The organism is Streptomyces roseicoloratus (assembly GCF_004117935.1).
Taxonomy (GTDB): Bacteria; Actinomycetota; Actinomycetes; order Streptomycetales; family Streptomycetaceae; genus Streptomyces; species Streptomyces roseicoloratus.
Map to the genome: position 1 here is coordinate 72,562 of NZ_SDOY01000040.1, position 21,664 is coordinate 94,225.

Here is a 21,664-nt window from a genome sequence, read left to right on the forward strand (position 1 = left end):
GGAAGGAGCCGTCCGGGAGCGGGGCGGGCCGGGACGCGGCGGGGCGCGCCACGGCGGCCGGTTGTGGCCAACGCCACGGTGTGCCGGTGCCCGGGGCGGGGGCCCGCGCGCATCGGGCCATTCGGCCCGTAATACCCTCGGGCGCATGCTTGACGCCCTGACGGTCGCGGTCTCGGTGGCCGCGCTCGCCCTCGCCGCCTGGTGCGGCTTCGCCGCCTACCGGAACCAGTCCACCAAGGACTGGCACTTCATCGGCATGGCCGTGGTGACCTTCCTCGCGCTCGTGCAGCTGGTGGTCGGCATCGTGCAGCTGGTCCGCGGCGAGAAGGCCGAGGAGGGCGGCACGATCTTCGTCGCCTATCTGCTGGGCGCGCTGTGCGCGGTGCCCGCGGCCGGGCTGCTGTCGCTGACCGAGCGCAGCAAGTGGGGCTCGGCGACCGTGGCGGCCGGCGCCGTGGTGCTCGCGGTGCTCGAAGTGCGTCTCTACGACATCTGGACGGTGGGCTGACGATGACCGCGACCGAGAGCGGCACCGCGAGCGGAAGCGGCACCGGAACGGGGACCGGCGGTCCCGGGTCCGGGTCGGGCGGCTCCCGGGCCGGGCGTCTGGTGAAGGGGCCGGGCCTGCTCGTGGTCTGGCTGTACGGCGTGATGTCGGTGGGCGCGGTCTCCCGGTCGATCTTCCAGATCGCGACCGAGTTCGACCGGGCACCGCTGGCGTACGCCCTGTCGGCCGTGGCGGCCGTGGTGTACGCGTTCATCACCTACACGCTCGTCCGCGGCGGGGAGACGGCCCGCAAGGCGGCGCTGGTGTGCTGCGCCGCCGAGCTCGTCGGCGTGCTGACCGTGGGCACGTGGACGCTGGTCGAGCCCTCGGCGTTCCCGGACGCGACGGTCTGGTCCGACTACGGCTACGGCTACGTCTTCATCCCGGTGCTGCTGCCCCTGACCGGCATCTGGTGGCTGCGCCGCTCCCGCACGGCCGCCTGAGGCGGGCCGGCCGGCGGAAGCGGGCGGGTGGCGGGCACCAGGAGGTCCAGGGGGTGTCCGGCCATCCCTAGGCGGCCTTCTCCAGGGTGACCAGCGTGAGCTGCGGGCCGATCTCGCGGGTCGCGACCTGCGCGTAGCCCTTGCTGCGGTAGAGGCGCAGGTTGCCCTCGCTGCGGTGGCCGGTGAAGAGCTGGAAGCGCTTGGCGGCCGGGGCGGGCTCGGCGGCGTAGTGGCTCTCGATGGCGTCGAGGAGCCGGCCGCCGATGCCGTGGCGCTGCATGCGCGGGTGGACGATGAGCTTGGCGATCCGCACCGTGCCGTCCTCGTCGAGCCGGCCGCGGACGGAGGCCACGATCTCGTCGCCGAGGCGGGCGACGAAGGCCCGGCCCTCGGTGAGCTCGGCGCGCAGGGCGTCCAGCGACTGGGTCAGCGGCTCGATCGACCAGTCCTGGTAGATCTCCGCCTCGCGCTGGTAGCAGAGGTACTGCAGCTTCAGGATGCTCTCCGCGTCCTGTGTCGCGTCCGCCGCTGAGATGGTCACGCTCATGCCCATGTGCGCATGCCTCCCGCTCGTCTGGTCCGCCGTGGGTCTACGGCACCTTTCCCCGCGCGCCCGCGCGGGGAACCTCCGCAGCCAGCATTCTGCGCAGGCATCCCAGGCATCGGGAACGCATCGGTCCCAGACTCCCCTGTGAGATACCCAACGCCCCTGCGATTTCCTGGTAGGTGGGGTCGTCGGGATGGAGCATCGCGGCGAGCAGCCGCGGGCAGTGGCCGGGGGTGCGGCGGACGGCGGCGCGCAGGGCGCGGCGGCGTTCGGCGACGAGGGCGTGGCCCTCGGGCGAGCGCCCGGACTCGTGGGCCGGTTCGGCGTGGAACGGCCGTTCGCGCAGGCGGGCCCGGCGGGCGCGGCGGGCCTCGGTGCGGACGGCGCGGCGCAGCCATTCGGCGGGGCGCTCGGGGGCGCCCTCCTCCTGGAGGCGCTCGAGCAGCCGCAGCCAGACGGCCTGTTCGAGGTCTCCGGCTTCGACGCCGGCGGCCGGCGCCTCGGCCCGGGACTCGGCGGCGAGCAGCGGCCTGAGGGTGGCGAGCAGGGTTTCGCGGGAGGTCATGCCCGGCACGATGCGGGGCGGGCATGACCCGGTTGCGGACCCGGCCGCAAACCACCCGGTCGGGGTACCGGGTGCGGTCGGCGGGCACGGGCCGGCCGCCCCGGCGTCCCGGCGTCAGCGCGCGCGGTGGTCCGCCGCCGCCAGCAGCGCGGTGTCGGCGTTGTCGGAGAAGATGCCGTCGATACCGGTCGCGAAGAACCGCCGGAGGGCGCCGAAGGCGTCGCCGTACGCGTTCGGGTCGGTGCCCCGCCGGTACTCGGCCGGCAGGAAGGCGTTCTCGTTGCGCTGGGTGTACGGGTGGAGGATCAGGCCCTCGGCGTGCGCGTCGCGCACCAGGGTGGTCTCGGTGCCGAGCCGCCCGTCCGCGTCGCGGGGCAGGATCAGGTCGAGGGTGGGGCCGATGCCCTGCGCGTACGAGGCGATCCAGCGCAGGCCCTCGGGCGTCACGAGGTCGGCGACGGTGCGCGGGTCGCCGGCCTCGACGAAGTCCCAGGGGCGGGTGCCGGCGCCCGAGAGCAGGACCACCCGCGGGCAGTCGACGAGCTTCGCCAGGCGCTGGATGCTGCTGGGCTCGAAGGACTGGAGGAAGACCGGGGAGTTCGCGCGGTGGCGGCCGTGGCGGCGCAGCAACCGGGCGAGCCGCGCCTCGATGCCGAGGCCGAGGGCGCGGAAGTAGCTGGGGTGCTTGGTCTCGACGTGCAGCCACACCTCGCGGCCCCGGCGGCGGCCTTCCTCCTCCGCCCAGCGCAGCACCTCCTCGAAGGTGGGGACCGTCCAGCGGCCGTCGTAGAGCGTGTTCTCCTGGCGGGTGGCCGGAATGCGCTCCTTGGCGCGGAGGGTCTTCAGCTCGGCGAGCGTGAAGTCCTCGGTGAACCAGCCGGTGAGGGCGGTGCCGTCGACGGTCTTGGTGGTGCGGCGGGAGGCGAACTCGGGGTGGTCGGCCACGTCGGTGGTGCCGGTGATGTCGTTCTCGTGGCGGCAGACCAGGTGGCCGTCCCGGGTGGGCACGAGGTCCTGCTCGACGACGTGGGCGCCCAGGTCGAGCGCGAGCCGGTAGGAGCCGAGGGTGTGCTCGGGGCGGTAGCCGCTGGCGCCGCGGTGGGCGATGACGGTGGGGACGGGCAGCGAGCGGTAGCCGCGCCCGCGGACGGTGCCCCGCGCGCCCGGCTCGGCGCCGGTGCCGGCGGCGGACGGAGCGGGCGGAGCCGCCTGCGCGGTGCCTGCGGCGAGGGCGGCCGAGCCGCCGAGGACGGCGGCTCCGGCGGCTCCGAGGACGGCTCGTCGGGCCGGGGTCCGGCGCTCGGGCTGGGTCATGGGCACTCCTTCGGTGGTGGGTCCCGTGCGATGTCCGCGTGAGGTCCCTGTGATGTCCCGCACCTGTCAACTGCGCTCCCGACGCTAGGCAACGAAGCCCTACGGGCGCCCTCCGAACGGCTGACCTGTGCGGAACATGGCGGAAACACACGTCAACACGGCGTATCCACTCCGTGAACCCGATGTGCGACGCGCGGTGACCCGCGAGTATCGTCGCGAACTGCACTCGCCGGCTCCGCACGAGCCGCCCGCACGACACCGGAGGAACCGTTGTCCCGTCTCGCGATCATGAAGGCCGCCCTCGGTCCGGTCCTGCGCCTCATGTTCCGCCCACGCGTCGAGGGCGCCGAGAACATCCCCGGCACCGGACCGGTGATCCTCGCGGGCAACCACCTGACCTTCATCGACTCGATGATCATGCCGATCTGCCTGGACCGCCAGGTGTTCTTCATCGGCAAGGACGAGTACGTGAAGGGCAAGGGCGTCAAGGGGCGGCTGATGGCCTGGTTCTTCACCAGCGTCGGCATGATCCCGGTGGACCGTGACGGCGGCCGCGGCGGTGTGGCCGCGCTGATGACGGGTCGCCGGGTCCTGGAGGAGGGCAAGATCTTCTCCATCTACCCGGAGGGCACCCGCTCCCCCGACGGCCGCCTCTACCGGGGCCGCACCGGCATCGCCCGGCTCACCCTGATGACGGGCGCGCCGGTGGTGCCGTTCGCGATGATCGGGACCGACAAGATCCAGCCGGGCGGCGCGGGCATCCCGCGCCCGGGCCGGGTGACGGTCCGCTTCGGCGAGCCGATGGAGTTCTCCCGCTACGACGGCATGGACCGCGACCGGTACGTGCTGCGGGCGGTGACGGACTCGGTGATGGCCGAGGTCATGCGGCTCTCGGGGCAGGAGTACGTGGACATGTACGCCACCAAGGCGAAGGAAGCCGCGTAGGGACCGTCGTACGGACGGACGAGGAGGGCGCCCCCGGGGTTCCGGGGGCGCCCTCCTCCGTGCCGGGGCGCGGGTGCCCGGGGGTCGGCCGGCCGCGGGTCATTGCTCGACGGGGCCGTCCGCCAGCTTCTGGCCCTTCAGCAGGAACCAGGCCGCGACCGCGGTGGCGAGGAGCACCGCCGCGCCGACGCCGGCCGCGATGCGCAGGCCGTCGACGAAGGCGTCCTGGGCGGCCGAGACCAGCGCGCCGGCCTGGGCCGGGTCGAGGCCCGCGGAGGCCTCGACGGCGCCGCCGAGCGAGTCGTGGGCCGCGGCGGCGGTGTCCGCCGGGATGCCGGCCGGGGTGGTGAAGCCCCGGTAGACGCCGGTCACGATGGAACCGAGGACCGCGATGCCGAGGGCCGCGCCCAGCTCGTACGCCGTCTCGGAGACGGCGGACGCGGCGCCGGCCTGCTCCTTGGGGACGCTGGAGAGGATCACGTCGGCGGTGACGGTGAACGCGAAGCCCGCGCCGACGCCGACGACGAGCAGGCTCGCGCCGAGCAGCGGGTAGCCGGTGGACTGTCCGATGGCGGTGAGTACCGCGAGGGCGAGACCGATGGCGGCGAGACCGGCGGTGACGACGGACCGCACGGAGAACCGGCGGGCGACGTTGCCCGCGACCAGACCGGCCGTCACCGCGCCGACCGCGGCGGGCAGTTCGGCGAGCCCGGCCTCGAGCGGCTGACGGCCCTGGACCAGCTGGAAGAACTGGGACAGGAAGAACACCAGGCCGGACAGGCCGAGGATGGTGAGCAGGTCGGCGAGGACGGCGCCGGAGAAGCCGCGGTGGCGGAACAGGCGCATGTCCAGGAGCGGGGCCGGCAGGGTCAGCTGCCGGCGGACGAACCAGGTCAGACCGCCGAGGCCGGCGAGCGCGGCGACGACCACGTCGAGGGTGGGGCCGTGCGAGGCGATCTCCTTGACCGCGTAGACGAGGCCGATCATGCCGACGAGCGAAAGGCCGACGCTGGGCAGGTCCCAGGGGCCGGGGTTCGGGTTCTTCGACTCGGGGATGAGCCGGGCGCCGACGAGGACCAGGACGGCCATGACGGGCAGGTTGATGAGGAAGACCGAGCCCCACCAGAAGTGTTCGAGCAGGAATCCGCCGACGACCGGGCCCACGGCGGCACCGGCCGAGGCCATGGCGCCCCAGATGCCGATGGCGAGGCTGCGCTCGCGCGGGTCGTGGAAGAGGTTGCGGATCAGGGCGAGGGTGGACGGCATGAGGGTGGCGCCGGCGACACCGAGCAGGGCGCGGGCCACGATCATCGTCTCGGCGCTGGTGGCGTAGGCGGTGAGCACGGAGACGGCGCCGAACGCGACGGCCCCGGTGAGCAGCAGCTTCTTGCGGCCGATGCGGTCGCCGAGGCTGCCCATGGACACGAGCAGACCGGCGATGACGAAGGAGTAGACGTCGCCGATCCAGAGCAGCTGGGTGCCGGACGGCTTCAGGTCCTCGGAGAGGAACGGGGTCGCCAGGCCGAGTACGGTGGCGTCGACCGCCACGAGCAGCACGGCCAGGACGAGCACGGCGAGGGCGAGCCACCGGCCGGGGCGGCGCACGCCCTCGGTATGGCTCTCGCGCGTCCGCGCACGGGTGAGGCTGTCGCTGGTCACTTCTCCACGCTCCTGCGTGCTCCGCCGAGCATCAGCTCGGTGATCATGTACTGGTAGTCCTTGGCGGCGACCCGGCCGTCCATCACGGCCCAGGCGCCGGAGCCGACGAGGCCGTAGAAGGCCTCGCACAGCCAGGCGGGCGTCAGGTCGATCCGGAAGACGCCCTGTTCCTGGCCGCGCCGGAAGAGCGCGGCGATGCGGGCGTCGAGCCGGGCCCAGCCCTCGTTCTGCGCGTCCCCCTCGAACAGCTGGTTCTCGGTGACGAGGAAGGACAGCAGCGGGGCGACGGGCTCCACCTGGCCGACGAGCCGGCGCAGCGCCTCGTCGGCGGGCCCCTCGTCGAGCCGGACCCGGTCGAGTGCCCGGTCCAGTTCCGCGATGGCCATCTCCTCCAGCGCGCGGATGAGCGCCTCCCGCCCGGCGAAGAGCCGGTGCAGGGTGGCCCGCCCGACGCCGGCGGCCCGGGCGACCTCGTCCATGGTGGCGGTCGCCTTCACGGAGAGGGTGGCGGCGGCGGAGCGGAGGACATGGGTGCGATCGACTGCCATGAGACAACCATACATCGAATGAGACATCAATGTCTCATTGAATAAATCGACGCCTCACGAGGCGCGGGAGGGAATCCTGTGGGCATGACAAGACCGTTGCTGCTGATCGACGTGGACGGCCCGTTGAACCCCTACGCGGCGCAGCCCGAACGGCGACCGGAGGGCTACGCCACCCACCGGATGCGCCCGACCGGCTGGACCGGGGAGAAGCCACTGCGGATGTGGCTGAACCGCGACCACGGCACGGAGCTGCTCGCGCTCTCGGAGGCGTACGAGCTGGTGTGGGCGACGACGTGGAAGGGCGAGGCGAACGACTGGATCGGGCCGCGGCTCGGGCTGCCGGAGCTGCCGTACATCGACTGGCCGATCATGCACGGGGCCGCCCCGCGCGGGACGTTCTGGAAGACCCAGTACGTCCTGGAGTACGCGGCGGGGCGGCCGTTCGCATGGGTGGACGACGACATCACGTCGTACGACCACGCGTACGTGGAGCGGAACCACGGCACCGCCGCCCTGCTGCTGCGCGTCGACGAACGGATCGGGCTGACCCGGCCGGACTTCGACAGGCTCGCGGACTGGGCGGCGGCGCGGTAGGTGGGGATTCAGTTCTTGGCGGTGGCCCAGGCGTGCTGGATCACCAGGTCCGCCTTGACCTCGACCAGCTGGGCGGCGACCGCCGAGGGGGCCGTGCCGCCCCGGCCGTCGCGGGAGGCGAGGGCGCCGGGGACGTCGAGGACCGTGCGGACCTCGGGGGTGAGGTGCTCGGAGATCTTGGCGAACTGCTCGTCCGTCAGCTCGTCCAGCTCCTTGCCCTCCGCCTCGGCGACCTTGACGCACTCGCCGGCGACCTCGTGCGCCACCCGGAACGGCACGCCCTGCTTGACCAGCCACTCGGCGATGTCGGTCGCGAGCGAGAAGCCGGCCGGGGCCAGCTCCTCCATGCGCTCCCGGTTGACCGTGAGCGTGGCCATCATGCCGGTGAAGGCGGGCAGCAGGACCTCCAGCTGGTCGCAGGAGTCGAAGACCGGCTCCTTGTCCTCCTGGAGGTCGCGGTTGTAGGCGAGCGGCAGCGCCTTCAGCGTCGCCATCAGGCCGGACAGGTTGCCGATCAGCCGGCCGGACTTGCCACGGGCCAGCTCGGCGATGTCCGGGTTCTTCTTCTGCGGCATGATCGACGAACCGGTGGAGAAGGCGTCGTGCAGGGTCACGAAGGAGAACTCCTTCGTGTTCCAGATGATGATCTCCTCCGCGATCCGGGAGAGGTTCACCCCGATCATCGCCGTGATGAAGGCGAACTCGGCGACGAAGTCGCGCGAGGCGGTGCCGTCGATGGAGTTGCCCGCCGAGCCGCGCTCGAAGCCGAGGTCCTTGGCGACGGCCTCCGGGTCGAGCCCCAGTGAGGAACCGGCGAGCGCACCGGAGCCGTACGGGGAGACGGCGGTCCGGGTGTCCCACTGCCGCAGCCGCTCGGCGTCCCGGGAGAGGGACTGGACGTGCGCGAGGACGTGGTGGGCGAAGAGCACCGGCTGGGCGTGCTGGAGGTGGGTCCGGCCCGGCATGGCGACGTCCGGGTGCGCCTCGGCGAGGCCGACCAGGGCGTCCTGCAGGTCGGCGATCAGACCGCCGATGATGCGGGCGTGGTCCCGCAGGTACATCCGGAACAGCGTGGCGACCTGGTCGTTGCGGGAGCGGCCGGCCCGCAGCTTGCCGCCGAGCTCGGCGCCGAGGCGCTCCAGGAGGCCCCGCTCCAGGGCGGTGTGGACGTCCTCGTCGGCGATGGTGCCCACGAAGGAGCCGTCGGCGACGTCGGCCTCCAGCCGGTCGAGGCCGGCCAGCATGCGGGTCAGCTCGTCCTCGGTGAGGAGCCCGGCCTTGCGCAGCACGCGCGCGTGCGCGCGGGAACCGGCGATGTCGTACGGGGCGAGCCGCCAGTCGAAGTGGACGGACGCGGACAGCTTCGCCAGGGCCTCGGCGGGGCCGTCGGCGAACCGGCCGCCCCAGAGCCGGACGTCACCGTTGTTGCTGCTCACAGCTGTTGCTCCTCAGGACAGGTCTCTGGATGTCTCTGGATGTGCGACCGCCTCCCTGCCGCGTGCAGCAGGGAGGCGGCCTGTTCAACGCGCGGGGTCAGCCCAGGTCGCGCTTGGCGGCGATCTTCGCCGAGAGGGCGAAGATGTCGATGAAGCCCTGCGCCTTCGACTGGTCGAACGTGTCGCCCGTGTCGTAGGTGGCGAGGTTGAAGTCGTAGAGCGACTCCGCGGACTTCCGGCCGGTGACGACGGCGCGGCCGCCGTGCAGGGTCATCCGGATGTCGCCGGTGACGTGCTGGTTGGCCTCGTCGATGAAGCCGTCCAGGGCGCGCTTGAGCGGGGAGAACCACAGGCCGTCGTAGACGAGCTCGCCCCAGCGCTGCTCGACCTGCCGCTTGTAGCGGGCCAGCTCGCGCTCGACGGTGACGTTCTCCAGCTCCTGGTGGGCGGTGATCAGGGCGATCGCGCCGGGAGCCTCGTACACCTCGCGGGACTTGATGCCGACGAGACGGTCCTCGACCATGTCGATCCGGCCGATGCCCTGGGCGCCGGCCCGCTCGTTGAGCTGCTGGATGGCCTGGAGGACGGTGACGGGCTTGCCGTCGACGGCGACCGGGACGCCCTCCTTGAAGGAGATGACGACCTCGTCGGCCTCGCGGGCGACCGCCGGGTTCTGGGTGTACTCGTAGATGTCCTCGATCGGCGCGTTCCAGATGTCCTCGAGGAAGCCGGTCTCGATGGCGCGGCCGAAGACGTTCTGGTCGATGGAGTACGGGGACTTCTTGGTGGTCGCGATCGGCAGGTTCGCCTTCTCGGCGAAGGCGATGGCCTTGTCCCGGGTCATCGCGTAGTCACGGACCGGGGCGATGCACTTCAGGTCCGGGCCGAGGGCCTGGATGCCGGCCTCGAAGCGCACCTGGTCGTTGCCCTTGCCGGTGCAGCCGTGGGCGACGATCGAGGCGTCGTGCTTCTTGGCGGCGGCCACGAGGTGCTTGACGATGGCCGGCCGGGAGAGCGCCGAGACCAGCGGGTAGCGGTCCATGTAGAGGGCGTTGGCCTTGATCGCCGGGAGGCAGTACTCGTCGGCGAACTCGTCCTTGGCGTCCGCGACCTCGGCCTCGACCGCACCGCAGGCGAGCGCGCGCTTGCGGATGACGTCCAGGTCCTCGCCGCCCTGGCCGACGTCCACGGCGACGGCGATGACCTCGGCACCCGTCTCCTCGGCGATCCAGCCGATGGCGACGGAGGTGTCCAGGCCGCCCGAGTAGGCGAGTACGACGCGCTCGGTCACGGGTTTCTCCTAACCTTCCAACCACTGATGGGTATAACTATGCAGTCCTCCGTATGTTTTGTCAACGCGCTGCCGCGGCGACGGAAAATCGCAGGCCAGGGCCGAGGCGCCCGACCTAGGCTGCGCGCATGACACACGAGGAGAGGTCGCCGGACGCGGCGATTCGGGGGCTCGTACGAGGGCGCCGGCTCGCCGTGGCGCTGGACACGTGGCGCCCGGGGGCGTGGCTCGAACTGGACGAGCGCATCCGCTCCGGATACCCCTGGGCCCTGACCGACCGCCCCCGGCACGAGTGGCTGACGACCACCGGCCTCACCGGCGCGCTGCGCACCGCGCTCGGCGTGCCCCGGCCGCCCGAGGGCCGAGTAGCCCTCGCCCTGTGCGACCGCGACGGCCGAGTCCGGGAGGCCGCCCTCACCCACACCGCCGGACGCCCCGCTCTCCTCCCCCTCGTCGCTCTGCGCACCGCCGACTGGGCCGCGCCCGTCCGCGAGCGGGCTCGCGCCGTCCTCGCCACCGACCTGCCCGGCGCGGACGCCGCGACGCTCGCCGTCACCGCACCGGTGATCCTCCGGCTCGCGAACCGGAGGCGCGGCGGCACCGCCGCCGACCTGCTCGACGCGTCGCTGCGCACCGCTCCCGCCGACACGGTCACCGCGCTCCTCTACCACCGCGACCGGATCACCCGGCGGCACGCCCTGGACGTCGCCGTCGACCGCGGACTGCTCGCCCCTGCCGAGCTCGCCCGGCTCGCCGCCTACGACGAGGACACGGCCCTGCGCGACCGGGCCGCCACCGCGGCCCTCGCCGCGGGCGTGCCCGACGAGACGCTGCCGCTGCTGCTCGCCGCCCGCTCCGGCTCCGTGCGCTCGGCCGGTGTCACCGCGCTGCGCGCGGCCGGCCGGCCCGCCGAGGCGGAGCCGTTCCTCCACGACCGCTCGGCCCTGGTCCGCGCCTGCGCCCGCTGGGTCCTGCGCCAGGACGGCCGCGATCCCCTGGCGATCTACCGGGCCGCCTGCGCCGATCCGGCGACCGTGCCCGGCCGGGCACCGCTCGGGCTGGCCGAGTGCGAGGGCCGGGAAGCCGGGAACGGGCAGGAGAGCGAGGCCCGGGACGCCGAAGACATCGCTGTGCTGGACGGCCTGACGACCCATCCGGTGGCGCGCGTTCGGGCGTCCGCCGTGGCGGGACTGCGGATTCTGGAGCCCCAGGACTGGCGCAAGGCGCTGCCGCTGCTCGACGACCCGTCGGCGGCGGTGGTGCGCGAGGCCGCTCGCACCCTCGCCGGGCTCGCCTCCCACGTACCCGCCCGGGAACTGCTGACCCGGGCCGCGCAGGACCGGCCGCATCCGCAACGGGCGGCGGCGCTGCGGGTTTTCTCGGAGCGCCACGACATGCCCCGGATCCTCTGCGCCCTGCGCATGCTGGACGACCCGGACCCCCGGCTGCGCGAGCGGGCGGTCACGGTGGCTCGCCGCGCCTGGTGGTGCACGCACCGCGGCGACCGGATCGTGGCCGAGGAGTGCCTCGGCCTCCTGGAGCGACACCATGACGCGTTTCCGGAGTGGATGTCCACGTCGATCCGCAAGGGCCTGCAGCACTTCACGTGAGGCCCGGAGAACGCCTTCACGAAGAATGGACACCATGGGAAAAACATATGAACGCATCGACGGACGGCTCCGCGCCTTCATCGAGGCCCAGCCCCTCTTCTTCACCGCGACCGCGCCGCTCGCCGGCGACGGCACCGTCAACCTCTCGCCCAAGGGGCTGACCGGTTCCTTCGCCGTCGTCGACGAACGGACCGTCGCCTACCTGGACTTCGCCGGTTCCACCTCCGAGACCGTCGCCCACCTCCGCGAGAACGGACGCATCACCCTGATGTGGTGCGCCTTCCAGGGGCCGCCGAACATCGTGCGGATCCACGGGCGCGGCGAGCCGGTGTTCCGCGACGACCCGCGCTGGGCGGAGCTCATGGGGCACTTCGACGGGATCGAACCGGAGCCGCACGGACTGCGGGCGATCATCGTCGTGCACGCCGAACTCGTCCGGGACAGCTGCGGTTACGCCGTGCCGTTCATGTCGTACGACGAGGACCGCGACCTGCACGGGAAGCGCTTCGCGCGGGAGGACGACGCCTCGCTGAGCGCGTACTTCGCGAAGAAGGAGCACATCGCGACGAGCATCGACGGCCTGCCGGGGCTGCCGCTCCCGCTGCCGCCGCTCCCCCGCCCGGGTGAGTAGCCGGGCGGCGGACCCGGACGCGCCGAGGAGACACCCTAGCCTCGCGGCATGCGCACCCTTCTCGCACTCGGCGCCCTGGCGGCGGCGCTCGCCCTCCCCCGGCCTCCCGTGCCCCTGCCCGAGCGGATGGCCGACACCGGCGGCGGCTCGCAGCTGATCACCGCCGTGGCCGCGGACGCGGCCGCCACGACCGGGACCGTCACCTGGTGGGACCGGCGCGGCGGCCGGTGGACGCGGACGGGCTCGGCACCGGCACGCTTCGGGGCCAACGGCCTGGCCGAGGGCGCGGCCCGGCGGCAGGGCACGAACACCACGCCGACCGGCCTGTACGGCCTGCCGTACGCCTTCGGGATCGCACCGGCGCCGGCCGGGACGGCGTACCGGTACGCGCGGGTGACGGACCGGTCCTGGTGGTGCCAGGACAACGAGTCGGCCGCGTACAACCGCTGGGTGGAGGGGCTGCCGGCGGACTGCCGGGCCGCCGAGTCGGAGCATCTGGCGGACTACGGACGGCAGTACGCGCACGCGCTGGTGATCGGGTTCAACTACGACCGTCCGGTGCGCGGGCGCGGCGCCGGCATCTTCCTGCACGTCGACGGGCGCGGGGCGACGGCCGGGTGCGTGTCCGTGCCGGCGGACGCGATGCGCAGGATCCTCACCTGGGCGGACCCGCACCGCCGACCGCACATCGCCGTCGGCACGCGGGGCGGACCGACGGCGATCATGCGGTACTAACGCGCGTGCCGGACACCGCCGGGCAGACGGGACTCTCGGCACACGCCCTAAGGGCGCGGGCTGCTGACGGGAGCTCAGCGTTCCTTCTGGGCCAGGCGGAGCAGGTGGTCGGCGAGGGCCTGGCCGCCGGCCGGGTCACGGGAGATGAGCAGCAGGGTGTCGTCGCCCGCGATCGTGCCGAGGATCGCGTGGAGTTCGGCCTGGTCGATGGCCGACGCGAGGAACTGGGCGGCGCCCGGCGGGGTGCGCAGCACCACCAGGTTGGCCGAGGCCTCGGCGGAGATCAGCAGTTCGCCGGAGAGGCGCCGCATGCGCTCCTCCTTGGCGGACTCGCCCAGCGGTGCCTGCGGGGTGCGGAAACCGCCCTCGCTGGGCACGGCGTAGATGAGTTCGCCGCCGGTGTTGCGGATCTTCACCGCGCCGAGCTCGTCGAGGTCGCGGCTGAGCGTCGCCTGGGTGACGCTCAGCCCGTCGTCGGCGAGGAGCTTGGCGAGCTGGCTCTGCGAGCGCACCGGCTGCCGGTTGAGGATGTCGACGATCCTGCGGTGGCGTGCGGTACGGGTCTGCGGAACGGACGGCCCGCCGTGCTCGTTCTCCTGCGCGTCGGTCATCGTCGTCTCATTCTCCGGTTCGTCCTTGCCCGTTCGCCTCGTCCAGGACGCCGGGCAGGGCCTGGACGAAGGCGTCCGCCTCGGCGTCGGTGAGGACCAGCGGAGGCATGATCCGTACGACATCGGGAGCGGGCGCGTTCACCAGGAGACCGGCGTCCTGGGCCGCCTGCTGCACCTGGGGTGCGAGGGGCCCGGTGAGCACGATACCCAGCAGGAGGCCCGCGCCACGGACGTGGGAGACCAACGGGTGGCCAAGAGCCTCGATTCCCTGGCGCAGCCGCTCCCCGACCGCCTTGACGTGGTCGAGGGCCGCGTCGGCGGCGAGGGTGTCGAGGACGGCGAGTCCGGCGGCGCAGGCGACCGGGTTGCCGCCGAAGGTGGTGCCGTGGTGGCCGGGCGCGAAGAGCTCCGCGGCCTTGCCGAAGGCGACGGTCGCACCGAGCGGCAGCCCGCCGCCGAGGCCCTTGGCGAGGGTGACGACGTCCGGTTCGGCGCCTTCGTGGGCCTGGTGCTCGAACCAGTGGCCGCACCGGCCGATGCCGGTCTGCACCTCGTCGAGGACGAGCAGGGTGCCGGTGGCGCGGGTGATCTCGCGGGCGGCCTTCAGGTAGCCGGGCGGCGGGACGACGACGCCGATCTCGCCCTGGACCGGCTCGATGATGACGAAGGCGGTGTCCTCGGTGACCGCGGCCCGCAGTGCTTCGACGTCCCCGAACGGCACGTGGGTGACCTCGCCGGGCAGGGGCAGGAAGGGGGTCTGCTTGCCGGGCTGTCCGGTGAGCGCGAGGGCGCCCATGGTCCGGCCGTGGAAGGCGCCGTCGGTGGCGACCATGTGGGAACGGCCGGTGAGCCGGCCGAGCTTGAACACGGCCTCGTTGGCCTCGGCGCCCGAGTTGCAGAAGAAGACCTTGCCGGGGCGGCCGAAGAGACCGAGGAGCCGCTCGGCGAGCGCGACGGGCGGCTCGGCGACGAACAGGTTGGAGACGTGGCCGAGGGTCGCGATCTGCCGCGACACGGCCTCGACGACGGCCGGGTGGCCGTGGCCGAGCGCGTTGACGGCGATGCCGCCGACGAAGTCGAGGTACTCCTTGCCGTCGGCGTCCCAGACCCGGGCGCCCTCGCCGCGGACGAGCGGCAGCCGGGGCGTGCCGTAGTTGTCCATGAGGGCGCCCTGCCACCGCCGGGTCAGTACGGCGTTGCCGGTCGGTTCGGAGCTGCCCGTCGGCTCGGCGTTCCCGGTCGGCTCGGCGTTCCCGGTCATTTCTCCCCCTGGTCGCTCGGGTGGTCCGAGCCGTCGGTGTCGTCCGGCACGACCATCGTGCCGATGCCCTCGTCGGTGAAGATCTCCAGCAGGATGGAGTGCTGGACGCGGCCGTCGATGACGCGGGCCGTGGTGACGCCGTTGCGCACGGCGTGCAGACAGCCCTCCATCTTCGGGACCATGCCGCTGGAGAGCTCGGGCAGCAGCTTCTCCAGCTGGCTCGCGGTGAGCCGGCTGATGACCTCGTCGCTGTGCGGCCAGTCCTCGTAGAGGCCCTCGACGTCGGTCAGGACCATCAGTGTTTCGGCGCCCAGCGCCGCAGCGAGTGCCGCAGCCGCCGTATCAGCATTGACGTTGTAGACATGGTCGTCGTCCTGGGAGCGGGCGATGGAGGAGACGACGGGGATGCGTCCGTCGTCGAGGAGGGCCTGGATGGCGCCGGTGTCGAGGGAGGTGATCTCGCCGACCCGGCCGATGTCGACCTGCTCGCCCTCGATGAGCGGCTGGTGTTTGACGGCCGTGATGGTGTGGGCGTCCTCGCCGGTGAGGCCGACGGCGAGCGGGCCGTGCCGGTTGAGCAGCCCGACGAGCTCGCGCTGGACCTGGCCGGCGAGCACCATCCGTACGACGTCCATGGCCTCGGGCGTGGTCACCCGCAGACCGGCCTTGAACTCGCTGACCAGGCCGGCCTGGTCGAGGGCGGCGCTGATCTGGGGGCCGCCGCCGTGCACCACGACCGGCCTGAGGCCGGCGTGGTGCAGGAAGACGACGTCCTGGGCGAACGCGGCCTTGAGGTCCTCGTCGATCATGGCGTTGCCGCCGAACTTGATGACGACGGTCTTGCCGCGGTGCCGGGTGAGCCAGGGCAGCGCCTCGATGAGGGTCTGGGCCTTGGGGAGCGCGGTGTGCTTCCGCGTGGCGTTGGTCATGACGAGTAGGCGCTGTTCTCGTGGACGTAGTCGGCGGTGAGGTCGTTGGCCCAGATGACGGCGGACTCGGTGCCCGCGGCGAGGTCGGCGGTGATGACGACCTCCCGGTAGCGCATGTCGACGAGCTCGCGGTCCTCGCCGACGGAGCCGTTCCGGCACACCCAGACGCCGTTGATGGCGACGTTGAGCGCGTCGGGATCGAAGGCGGCGGAGGTGGTGCCGATGGCGGAGAGCACCCGGCCCCAGTTGGGGTCCTCGCCGTGGATGGCGCACTTGAGGAGGTTGTTGCGGGCGATGGACCGGCCGACCTCGACGGCGTCGTCCTCGGTGGCCGCGTTGATCACCTCGATGCGGATGTCCTTGCTGGCGCCCTCGGCGTCGCCGATGAGCTGGCGGGCCAGGTCGGCACACACCTCCTGGACCGCCTGGGCGAACGCGTCCTGGTCCGGGGTGACTCCGGCGGCGCCGGAGGCGAGGAGCAGGACGGTGTCGTTGGTGGACATGCAGCCGTCGGAGTCGACCCGGTCGAAGGTGAGCCGGGTGGAGTGCCGCAGGGCGGCGTCGAGGCCCTTGGCGTCGACGTCGGCGTCGGTGGTGAGGACGACGAGCATGGTGGCGAGGCCGGGGGCGAGCATGCCCGCGCCCTTGGCCATGCCGCCGACGGTCCAGCCGTCCTTGACCGCCACGGCGGTCTTGTGGACGGTGTCGGTGGTCTTGATGGCGATGGCGGCCTTCTCGCCGCCGTGCTCGGACAGCTCGGCCGCGGCCTTCTCGACGCCGGGCAGCAGCTTGTCCATGGGGAGCAGGACGCCGATCAGCCCGGTGGAGGCGACGGCGACGTCACCGGCGCCGGTCTCCGTGCCGGCCGCGGTGAGGACCTCGGCGACCTTCTCGGCGGTGGCGTGGGTGTCCTGGAAGCCCTTCGGGCCAGTGCAGGCGTTGGCGCCGCCGGAGTTGAGGACGACGGCGGTCAGCTCGCCGTCGGCGAGGACCTGCTGGGACCAGAGGACGGGCGCGGCCTTGACACGGTTGGAGGTGAACACTCCCGCGGCGGCGCGGCGCGGCCCGGTGTTGACCACGAGGGCCAGGTCCGGGTTGCCGTTCTCCTTGATTCCGGCCGCGATGCCCGCGGCCGTGAATCCCTTCGCTGCGGTGACACTCATGGAGCGACTCCCATCGTGGAAAGTCCGGTCGTCTCGGGAAGTCCGAGGGCGATGTTCATGCTCTGCACCGCGCCGCCGGCGGTGCCCTTGGTGAGGTTGTCGATGGCGCTGATCACGATGATCCGGTTCGCCGCCGGGTCGTGGGCGACCTGGAGCTGGACCGCGTTGGAGCCGTAGACGGAGGCCGTGGCGGGCCACTGCCCCTCGGGGAGCAGGTGGACGAACGGCTCGTCCGCGTAGGCCTTCTCGTACGCGGCGCGCAGGGTCTCGCCGGTGACGCCGGGCCTGGCGGTGGCCGAGCAGGTGGCGAGGATGCCGCGGGGCATCGGCGCGAGGGTGGGCGTGAAGGAGACGGTGACCCGCTCGCCCGCCGCCGCGCTGAGGTTCTGGATCATCTCGGGGGTGTGGCGGTGACCGCCGCCGACGCCGTACGGGGACATGTTGCCCATGACCTCGCTGCCGAGCAGGTGCGGCTTGGCGGCCTTGCCGGCTCCGGAGGTGCCCGAGGCGGCGACGATCACGGCCTCGGCCTCGGCGAGCCCGGCGGCGTACGCGGGGAAGAGCGCGAGCGAGACGGCGGTGGGGTAGCAACCGGGCACCGCGATGCGCTTGGACCCCTCCAGCGCGGTGCGGGCGCCCGGCAGTTCGGGGAGGCCGTACGGCCAGGTGCCGGCGTGCGGGGAGCCGTAGAAGGCCTCCCAGTCGGCCGGGTCCTTCAGACGGAAGTCGGCGCCCATGTCGACGACCAGGGTGTCCGGCCCGAGCCGGTCGGCGACGGCGGCGGACTGACCGTGCGGAAGGGCGAGGAAGACGACGTCGTGGCCGGCGAGGGCCTCGGTGGTGGTCTCCTCCAGGATCCGGTCGGCGAGCGGCAGCAGGTGCGGCTGCAGCCCGCCGAGCCGCTGGCCGGCGTTGGAGTGGCCGGTCAGGGCACCGATCTCGACGTGGGGATGGGCCAGGAGGAGGCGCAGGAGCTCTCCGCCCGCGTATCCGCTCGCGCCCGCGACTGCTGCTCGTACCGTCATCGAAACCCTCCTCATGGATGGCATGACTATACGTACTCGCGCAGTTTTATGCAAAGCCCTGTCCGGGGTGTGGTCGGCGGCGGTGCCCGGCGGCGTGTCACAACCTGGTGGGCCCCTCCGTCACTCCTGTGGACCGTCCGGACGGACGTCCGCCCGAGCAGGAGTGGGACCCGATGCGTGAGCAGGAGCGAGACTCGATGGACGAGAAGACCTTTCCGCCGGCAGCACGGCCTGCCGGCGACCCGGCGCGGGACCGGGCGGTCGTGGACGTGTTCCTCAGCGCGGTGCTCCACCCGGACCCGCGCCTCCTCGCCGCCGTCCTCCATCCCAGCGTGGTCGCCCGCTCCGAGCACGGCACGACCGTGGGCGCGCCCGCCGTCGCCGAGGAAACCACGTCCGCACTGACCCACCGGGCCGGACGGGTGGCCCGTCCGGCACTGGTCGGCGGCGCGCTCGGGGCGGTCGCGTTCGACGACGGACGGCCCGTGACGGCGGTCGCGTTCACCCTGCGCGCGGGCCGGATCACGGCACTCGCCATCACGACGGGCGAGGACCGGGTACGGGCGCTGGGACTGCGGTTCCCGGAGCAGTAAGGCGCGGGGGCCGGCGCAGTGAGGCGGGCGCAGGGGCCAGGGCAGTGAGGCGGGCGCACGGCCCAGGGCGATGAGGCGGGCGGGGGTTCGGGGTGGTGAGGAGCGCGTGGGTTCCCGAGCGGTGAGGAGCGCGTGGAGCGATGAGGCGTGGGTTCCCGTAGCAGCGAGGAGGGCGCCGGGGGGTGCCCCCGTGTGATGGGTCAAGGGAAACCGGGGTGCGATCGGTGGGCATGCCGAGGCAGCATGGCGCCGTGTCCGATCTGCTGTGGGATGACGTGAAGTGCTTCTTCGACCCGGACCTGATGGGGGCGCTGCCGGACGTGCGGGTCCCGGATGCCTCGGTGGAGGACTGGCAGTCGGTCCTCGACTTGATCGCGGAGAAGGGCTGGCCGTGCCAGTACTCCGAGGGAGACATGGCGCTTCCGGTGCCTCGGGCGGAGGAAGTGCTGTACCGCCCGGCGGATGCCGAGTGCCCTGAGCTGCGGGTCCGGCCGTCTGCCGAGGTGCTGGCGATCTTCCGTTTCCACGCCGATGTCGAAGTCGACTTCGACGTCGACCTGCGGGAGTTGCAGGGCCAGGATCGACTCGATGTGTTCTGCGGCTTCCTCCGGGAGATCGGGCGGCGGCTGGGCAAGCCGGTGCTGATGGACCCGGAAGGCGACGACGACCATCCGGTGCTCGGCTTCGATGTCGAGGCCGATCGAGTCGTTCTCCTTGCAGAACCGCAGGTCGGGTGACTGCGGTCGAGGGCTGCGGTTCGCGGAAGGTGCCGTCGCGGAGCATCGCGAACTGCGGGTCGGCCCGGCGTCTGGCGAGGCAGAGCAGGGCCTGGGTGGCGCTTCCCCGGGCGATCTTCTTGGCGTAGCAGGCCCGGGACGCGAGGTCGCCCAGGTCTGCGAAGGCAGAGATGTGGCCGCCGGCCGGCCCTGCGCATCTGGGCCGGTGATCCGAACCGTTCCAGCAGCGCAAGGACGGCCGAGTGCTGCAACCGTGGCCCCCGGACCCGTTCCAGCGACGGATGGTTCCGGGTCGGCAGGCCGTGCAGCCGGTTGGCGCCCCGGGTTGGCCTCTCCGGAGCAGGCCGTCGTCGAACCCGACGATCATCTCCAGCCCGGCGATCTCGTCCTCGTCGTCGATCGCCCGCAGCGTGTGCGGCATCGCGGGGGCCGCGTCCGCGATGATGAACGCGTCCCTCGCGTCCGTCTTCGCCTCCCCGGGGCAGAGGCCAGCGATCCGCCGCATCGTCGACCCGGGCAGGTAAGCGATCGGGCAGCCCATGTCCCGTGACCGCCGACGGCAGGGCTCGGATCGAGGCCGGCTGGTCGACCACCACCAGCACCGTTCCGTGCTTGGCCTGGAGCTTGGCGAACAGCTCGCGGAGCTTGGGGTCGGGGTGGGGCAGGCGCTTGGCGAACGCCTTCTCGCCGACCGGGGTGACAGCGGTGGCGGGCGCCGCGTCGGAAAACCGGATGCGTCCCGCCACCCGGTCCCCTAACGTCGGACGCATGTCTACGCCCCGAATTTCCTAGCCGAGGACCCACTTCCACGCCACCCGTGTGTCCTTCAGCTTGTTCGGAGCGTCATCCCATGATCACCGTTCGCGGTGCCGACGTACGCGTCGGCGCCCGCCTCCTCCTTTCCGCCGTCTCCTTCCACATCGCCCCCGGCGACCGCGTCGGGCTCGTCGGCCGCAACGGCGCCGGCAAGACCACCCTGCTCCACACCCTGGCCGGGCTGCACGCCCCGGCCGCCGGCAGCGTGCTGCGCACCGGCCCCGTGGCGCACCTGGCGCAGGACTCCCGCGCCGCCGACCCCGCCGTGACCGTCACCGACCGGATCCTGTCCGCGCGGGGCATGGACGTCGCCGTGCGGCGCCTGCGCGAGGCCGCCGACCGGCTCGCCGGGCACGCCGACGACCGCGCCATGGACGCGTACGCGCGGGCCGAGGCCGCCTTCGAGGCGTGCGGCGGCTACGCGGCCGAGGCCGAGGCGGCGCGGGTCGCCGCCGGCCTCGGACTGCCCGCGGACGTCATGGGGCGCCCGGTCGGCACGCTCTCCGGCGGGCAGAAGCGCCGCGTCGAGCTGGCCCGGATCCTGTTCGCCGGCCACGGCCGCGAGGGCACGCTGCTGCTCGACGAGCCGACCAACCACCTGGACGCCGACTCGGTCGGCTGGCTGCGCGGCCATCTCGCCGCCCACCAGGGCGGACTGGTGCTCGTCAGCCACGACCTCGGGCTGATCGAGGCCACCGTCAACCGGGTCTTCCACCTGGACCCGCAACGGGCGACGATCGACGTCCACAACACCGGCTGGGCCCGCTACCTGACCCAGCGGGCGGCCGACGAGCGCCGCCGTACCCGCGAACGCGCCAACGCCGAGCGCAAGGCGGCGGCGCTGCACGCACAGGCGGACAGGATGAAGGCCCGCACCTCGACCTCGGTCACCGCCCGCAGCATGGCCCGCCGCGCCGACCGTCTCCTGGGCGGCCTGGAGGACGTCCGGCGCACCGAGCACGTGGCGCGGATCCGACTGCCGGAGCCCGCGCCCTGCGGCCGTACGCCGCTCGGCGCCGTCTCCCTCACCAAGGGTTACGGAGCGGGCCGCCCGGTCCTCGACGGCGTCGACCTGGCGGTGGACCGGGGCTCCCGGCTCGTGGTCCTCGGCCTGAACGGCGCGGGCAAGACGACGCTGCTGAGACTGCTCGCGGGCCGGGAGGCCCCCGATTCCGGCCGTGTCGTGCACGGCCCCGGTCTGCGCATCGGCTACTTCGCCCAGGAGCACGAGACGCTGGACCCGGACCGCACGGTCCGGGAGAACCTGGCCGCGGCCGCCCCGCACCTCACGGACGGCGAGGTCCGCCGCGTCCTCGGCGCCTTCCTGTTCCGGGGCGACGACGCCGACAAGCCGGCCGGCGTCCTCTCCGGCGGCGAGAAGACCCGGCTCGCGCTGGCGGGCCTGGTGCACTCGGGCGCGAACGTGCTGCTGCTCGACGAGCCGACGAACAACCTGGACCCGGCCTCGCGCGACGAGGTCCTGGCCGCCGTCGGCACGTACCCCGGTGCGATCGTCATGGTCACCCACGACGAGGGCGCGATCGACGCGCTGCGGCCGGAGCGGGTCCTGCTCCTCCCGGACGCGGAGGAGGATTTGTGGAACGAGGGCTACCGGGAGCTGGTGTCCCTGGCGTGAGCCGGGCGTCCGGCGGATGCGTCACGGA

The 21,664-nt window shown here is 72.9% G+C and carries 22 protein-coding genes and 1 pseudogene; 10 read left to right on the forward strand and 13 right to left on the reverse strand.

Features of this window, described 5'->3' with window-relative positions; genetic code table 11:
• Nucleotides 1-145: 145 nt before the first annotated feature.
• Nucleotides 146-508 carry a hypothetical protein gene (locus tag ESG85_RS03135; RefSeq protein WP_128976459.1) on the forward strand — a complete coding sequence of 121 codons (363 nt, stop codon included), beginning with the start codon at nt 146-148 and terminating at the stop codon, nt 506-508.
• Between the two features lie 2 nt (nt 509-510).
• Entirely contained in the window at nt 511-990 is a 480-nt protein-coding gene (locus ESG85_RS03140) for a hypothetical protein (RefSeq protein ID WP_246094782.1), read from the forward strand.
• A gap of 67 nt (nt 991-1,057) precedes the next feature.
• Here ESG85_RS03140 and ESG85_RS03145 read toward each other — a convergent pair whose 3' ends face one another.
• From ESG85_RS03145 to ESG85_RS03155, 3 genes are all read right to left on the reverse strand, one after another.
• On the reverse strand, nt 1,058-1,543 hold the full coding sequence (locus ESG85_RS03145) for a GNAT family N-acetyltransferase (protein WP_128976460.1): 486 nt from the start codon (nt 1,541-1,543) through the stop codon (nt 1,058-1,060).
• Between the two features lie 37 nt (nt 1,544-1,580).
• The gene (locus tag ESG85_RS03150; protein WP_128976461.1) at nt 1,581-2,102 is read right to left on the reverse strand and encodes a sigma-70 family RNA polymerase sigma factor; all 522 of its coding nucleotides are present in this window, start codon (nt 2,100-2,102) and stop codon (nt 1,581-1,583) included.
• A 114-nt stretch (nt 2,103-2,216) separates the two neighbouring features.
• On the reverse strand, nt 2,217-3,416 hold the full coding sequence (locus ESG85_RS03155) for a glycerophosphodiester phosphodiesterase (protein WP_128976462.1): 1,200 nt from the start codon (nt 3,414-3,416) through the stop codon (nt 2,217-2,219).
• A gap of 270 nt (nt 3,417-3,686) precedes the next feature.
• Here ESG85_RS03155 and ESG85_RS03160 point away from each other — a divergent pair, with 270 nt between their 5' ends.
• The gene (locus ESG85_RS03160; protein WP_128976463.1) at nt 3,687-4,361 is read left to right on the forward strand and encodes a lysophospholipid acyltransferase family protein; all 675 of its coding nucleotides are present in this window, start codon (nt 3,687-3,689) and stop codon (nt 4,359-4,361) included.
• Nucleotides 4,362-4,460: 99 nt separating this feature from the next.
• On the opposite strand, the gene ESG85_RS03165 is transcribed toward ESG85_RS03160, so the two are convergent.
• Together ESG85_RS03165 and ESG85_RS03170 are read right to left on the reverse strand one after the other, a co-directional pair.
• Nucleotides 4,461-6,020 (reverse strand): MFS transporter, encoded by a 1,560-nt coding sequence (locus ESG85_RS03165; RefSeq protein WP_128976464.1) that lies wholly within the window; start codon nt 6,018-6,020, stop codon nt 4,461-4,463.
• Nucleotides 6,017-6,568 (reverse strand): TetR/AcrR family transcriptional regulator, encoded by a 552-nt coding sequence (locus tag ESG85_RS03170; protein ID WP_128976465.1) that lies wholly within the window; start codon nt 6,566-6,568, stop codon nt 6,017-6,019. The genes ESG85_RS03165 and ESG85_RS03170 overlap by 4 nt, the downstream gene beginning before the upstream one ends.
• Before the next feature lie 84 nt (nt 6,569-6,652).
• Here ESG85_RS03170 and ESG85_RS03175 point away from each other — a divergent pair, with 84 nt between their 5' ends.
• Complete coding sequence (locus ESG85_RS03175) at nt 6,653-7,162, forward strand: HAD domain-containing protein (protein WP_128976466.1); 510 nt, start codon at nt 6,653-6,655, stop codon at nt 7,160-7,162.
• Between the two features lie 8 nt (nt 7,163-7,170).
• On the opposite strand, the gene argH is transcribed toward ESG85_RS03175, so the two are convergent.
• Nucleotides 7,171-8,598: an argininosuccinate lyase gene (gene argH / locus ESG85_RS03180; RefSeq protein ID WP_128976467.1), complete on the reverse strand. Its 1,428-nt coding sequence runs from the start codon at nt 8,596-8,598 to the stop codon at nt 7,171-7,173.
• Between the two features lie 97 nt (nt 8,599-8,695).
• Nucleotides 8,696-9,889 carry an argininosuccinate synthase gene (locus tag ESG85_RS03185; RefSeq protein WP_128976468.1) on the reverse strand — a complete coding sequence of 398 codons (1,194 nt, stop codon included), beginning with the start codon at nt 9,887-9,889 and terminating at the stop codon, nt 8,696-8,698.
• Nucleotides 9,890-10,017: 128 nt separating this feature from the next.
• On the opposite strand from ESG85_RS03185, the gene ESG85_RS03190 reads away from it, so the two are divergent.
• The 3 genes from ESG85_RS03190 to ESG85_RS03200 are packed head-to-tail and all read left to right on the forward strand — an operon-like array spanning nt 10,018 to nt 12,865.
• Nucleotides 10,018-11,499, forward strand: coding sequence for a hypothetical protein (locus ESG85_RS03190; RefSeq protein WP_128976469.1), 1,482 nt, complete (start codon nt 10,018-10,020; stop codon nt 11,497-11,499).
• A gap of 34 nt (nt 11,500-11,533) precedes the next feature.
• The gene (locus tag ESG85_RS03195; protein ID WP_128976470.1) at nt 11,534-12,130 is read left to right on the forward strand and encodes a pyridoxamine 5'-phosphate oxidase family protein; all 597 of its coding nucleotides are present in this window, start codon (nt 11,534-11,536) and stop codon (nt 12,128-12,130) included.
• A 48-nt stretch (nt 12,131-12,178) separates the two neighbouring features.
• Complete coding sequence (locus ESG85_RS03200) at nt 12,179-12,865, forward strand: L,D-transpeptidase family protein (protein WP_128976471.1); 687 nt, start codon at nt 12,179-12,181, stop codon at nt 12,863-12,865.
• Nucleotides 12,866-12,939: 74 nt separating this feature from the next.
• Here ESG85_RS03200 and ESG85_RS03205 read toward each other — a convergent pair whose 3' ends face one another.
• Genes ESG85_RS03205 through argC form a run of 5 tightly spaced genes read right to left on the reverse strand, consistent with a single transcriptional unit; the run spans nt 12,940 to nt 17,854 of the window.
• A complete protein-coding gene (locus ESG85_RS03205; protein WP_128976472.1) occupies nt 12,940-13,476 on the reverse strand; it encodes an arginine repressor in 537 nt (178 codons plus the stop codon).
• Between the two features lie 7 nt (nt 13,477-13,483).
• Nucleotides 13,484-14,737: an acetylornithine transaminase gene (locus ESG85_RS03210; RefSeq protein ID WP_128976473.1), complete on the reverse strand. Its 1,254-nt coding sequence runs from the start codon at nt 14,735-14,737 to the stop codon at nt 13,484-13,486.
• On the reverse strand, nt 14,734-15,666 hold the full coding sequence (argB, locus tag ESG85_RS03215; protein ID WP_128976474.1) for an acetylglutamate kinase: 933 nt from the start codon (nt 15,664-15,666) through the stop codon (nt 14,734-14,736). Before argB ends, ESG85_RS03210 begins: the two co-directional genes overlap by 4 nt.
• Nucleotides 15,663-16,829: a bifunctional glutamate N-acetyltransferase/amino-acid acetyltransferase ArgJ gene (gene argJ, locus ESG85_RS03220; protein WP_128976475.1), complete on the reverse strand. Its 1,167-nt coding sequence runs from the start codon at nt 16,827-16,829 to the stop codon at nt 15,663-15,665. The genes argB and argJ overlap by 4 nt, the downstream gene beginning before the upstream one ends.
• The gene (gene argC / locus ESG85_RS03225; protein ID WP_128976476.1) at nt 16,826-17,854 is read right to left on the reverse strand and encodes an N-acetyl-gamma-glutamyl-phosphate reductase; all 1,029 of its coding nucleotides are present in this window, start codon (nt 17,852-17,854) and stop codon (nt 16,826-16,828) included. The genes argJ and argC overlap by 4 nt, the downstream gene beginning before the upstream one ends.
• A 173-nt stretch (nt 17,855-18,027) precedes the next feature.
• Between argC and ESG85_RS03230 the strand changes: the two genes are divergently transcribed.
• Together ESG85_RS03230 and ESG85_RS03235 are read left to right on the forward strand one after the other, a co-directional pair.
• On the forward strand, nt 18,028-18,447 hold the full coding sequence (locus ESG85_RS03230) for a sigma-70 family RNA polymerase sigma factor family protein (protein WP_128976477.1): 420 nt from the start codon (nt 18,028-18,030) through the stop codon (nt 18,445-18,447).
• 251 nt (nt 18,448-18,698) lie between these two features.
• Nucleotides 18,699-19,184, forward strand: coding sequence for a hypothetical protein (locus ESG85_RS03235; RefSeq protein WP_181018946.1), 486 nt, complete (start codon nt 18,699-18,701; stop codon nt 19,182-19,184).
• A gap of 137 nt (nt 19,185-19,321) precedes the next feature.
• Here ESG85_RS03235 and ESG85_RS03240 read toward each other — a convergent pair.
• Nucleotides 19,322-19,885: pseudogene (locus ESG85_RS03240) on the reverse strand (IS110 family transposase); the annotation flags it as partial.
• 149 nt (nt 19,886-20,034) lie between these two features.
• Here ESG85_RS03240 and ESG85_RS03245 point away from each other — a divergent pair.
• Nucleotides 20,035-21,636, forward strand: coding sequence for an ABC-F family ATP-binding cassette domain-containing protein (locus tag ESG85_RS03245; protein WP_128976479.1), 1,602 nt, complete (start codon nt 20,035-20,037; stop codon nt 21,634-21,636).
• The last annotated feature ends 28 nt before the right edge of the window (nt 21,637-21,664 follow it).

Bases quoted from the DNA above. Each gene is read 5' to 3' on its own strand.
- argC (WP_128976476.1), bottom strand. From the start codon at position 17,854: ATGACGGTACGAGCAGCAGTCGCGGGCGCGAGCGGATACGCGGGCGGA.
- ESG85_RS03230 (WP_128976477.1), top strand. From the start codon at position 18,028: ATGCGTGAGCAGGAGCGAGACTCGATGGACGAGAAGACCTTTCCGCCG.
- ESG85_RS03245 (WP_128976479.1), top strand. From the start codon at position 20,035: ATGATCACCGTTCGCGGTGCCGACGTACGCGTCGGCGCCCGCCTCCTC.
- ESG85_RS03140 (WP_246094782.1), top strand. From the start codon at position 511: ATGACCGCGACCGAGAGCGGCACCGCGAGCGGAAGCGGCACCGGAACG.
- ESG85_RS03155 (WP_128976462.1), bottom strand. From the start codon at position 3,416: ATGACCCAGCCCGAGCGCCGGACCCCGGCCCGACGAGCCGTCCTCGGA.
- argJ (WP_128976475.1), bottom strand. From the start codon at position 16,829: ATGAGTGTCACCGCAGCGAAGGGATTCACGGCCGCGGGCATCGCGGCC.
- ESG85_RS03210 (WP_128976473.1), bottom strand. From the start codon at position 14,737: ATGACCGGGAACGCCGAGCCGACCGGGAACGCCGAGCCGACGGGCAGC.
- ESG85_RS03195 (WP_128976470.1), top strand. From the start codon at position 11,534: ATGGGAAAAACATATGAACGCATCGACGGACGGCTCCGCGCCTTCATC.
- ESG85_RS03170 (WP_128976465.1), bottom strand. From the start codon at position 6,568: ATGGCAGTCGATCGCACCCATGTCCTCCGCTCCGCCGCCGCCACCCTC.
- ESG85_RS03175 (WP_128976466.1), top strand. From the start codon at position 6,653: ATGACAAGACCGTTGCTGCTGATCGACGTGGACGGCCCGTTGAACCCC.
- ESG85_RS03145 (WP_128976460.1), bottom strand. From the start codon at position 1,543: ATGGGCATGAGCGTGACCATCTCAGCGGCGGACGCGACACAGGACGCG.
- ESG85_RS03200 (WP_128976471.1), top strand. From the start codon at position 12,179: ATGCGCACCCTTCTCGCACTCGGCGCCCTGGCGGCGGCGCTCGCCCTC.
- ESG85_RS03150 (WP_128976461.1), bottom strand. From the start codon at position 2,102: ATGACCTCCCGCGAAACCCTGCTCGCCACCCTCAGGCCGCTGCTCGCC.
- ESG85_RS03135 (WP_128976459.1), top strand. From the start codon at position 146: ATGCTTGACGCCCTGACGGTCGCGGTCTCGGTGGCCGCGCTCGCCCTC.
- ESG85_RS03205 (WP_128976472.1), bottom strand. From the start codon at position 13,476: ATGACCGACGCGCAGGAGAACGAGCACGGCGGGCCGTCCGTTCCGCAG.
- ESG85_RS03190 (WP_128976469.1), top strand. From the start codon at position 10,018: ATGACACACGAGGAGAGGTCGCCGGACGCGGCGATTCGGGGGCTCGTA.
- argB (WP_128976474.1), bottom strand. From the start codon at position 15,666: ATGACCAACGCCACGCGGAAGCACACCGCGCTCCCCAAGGCCCAGACC.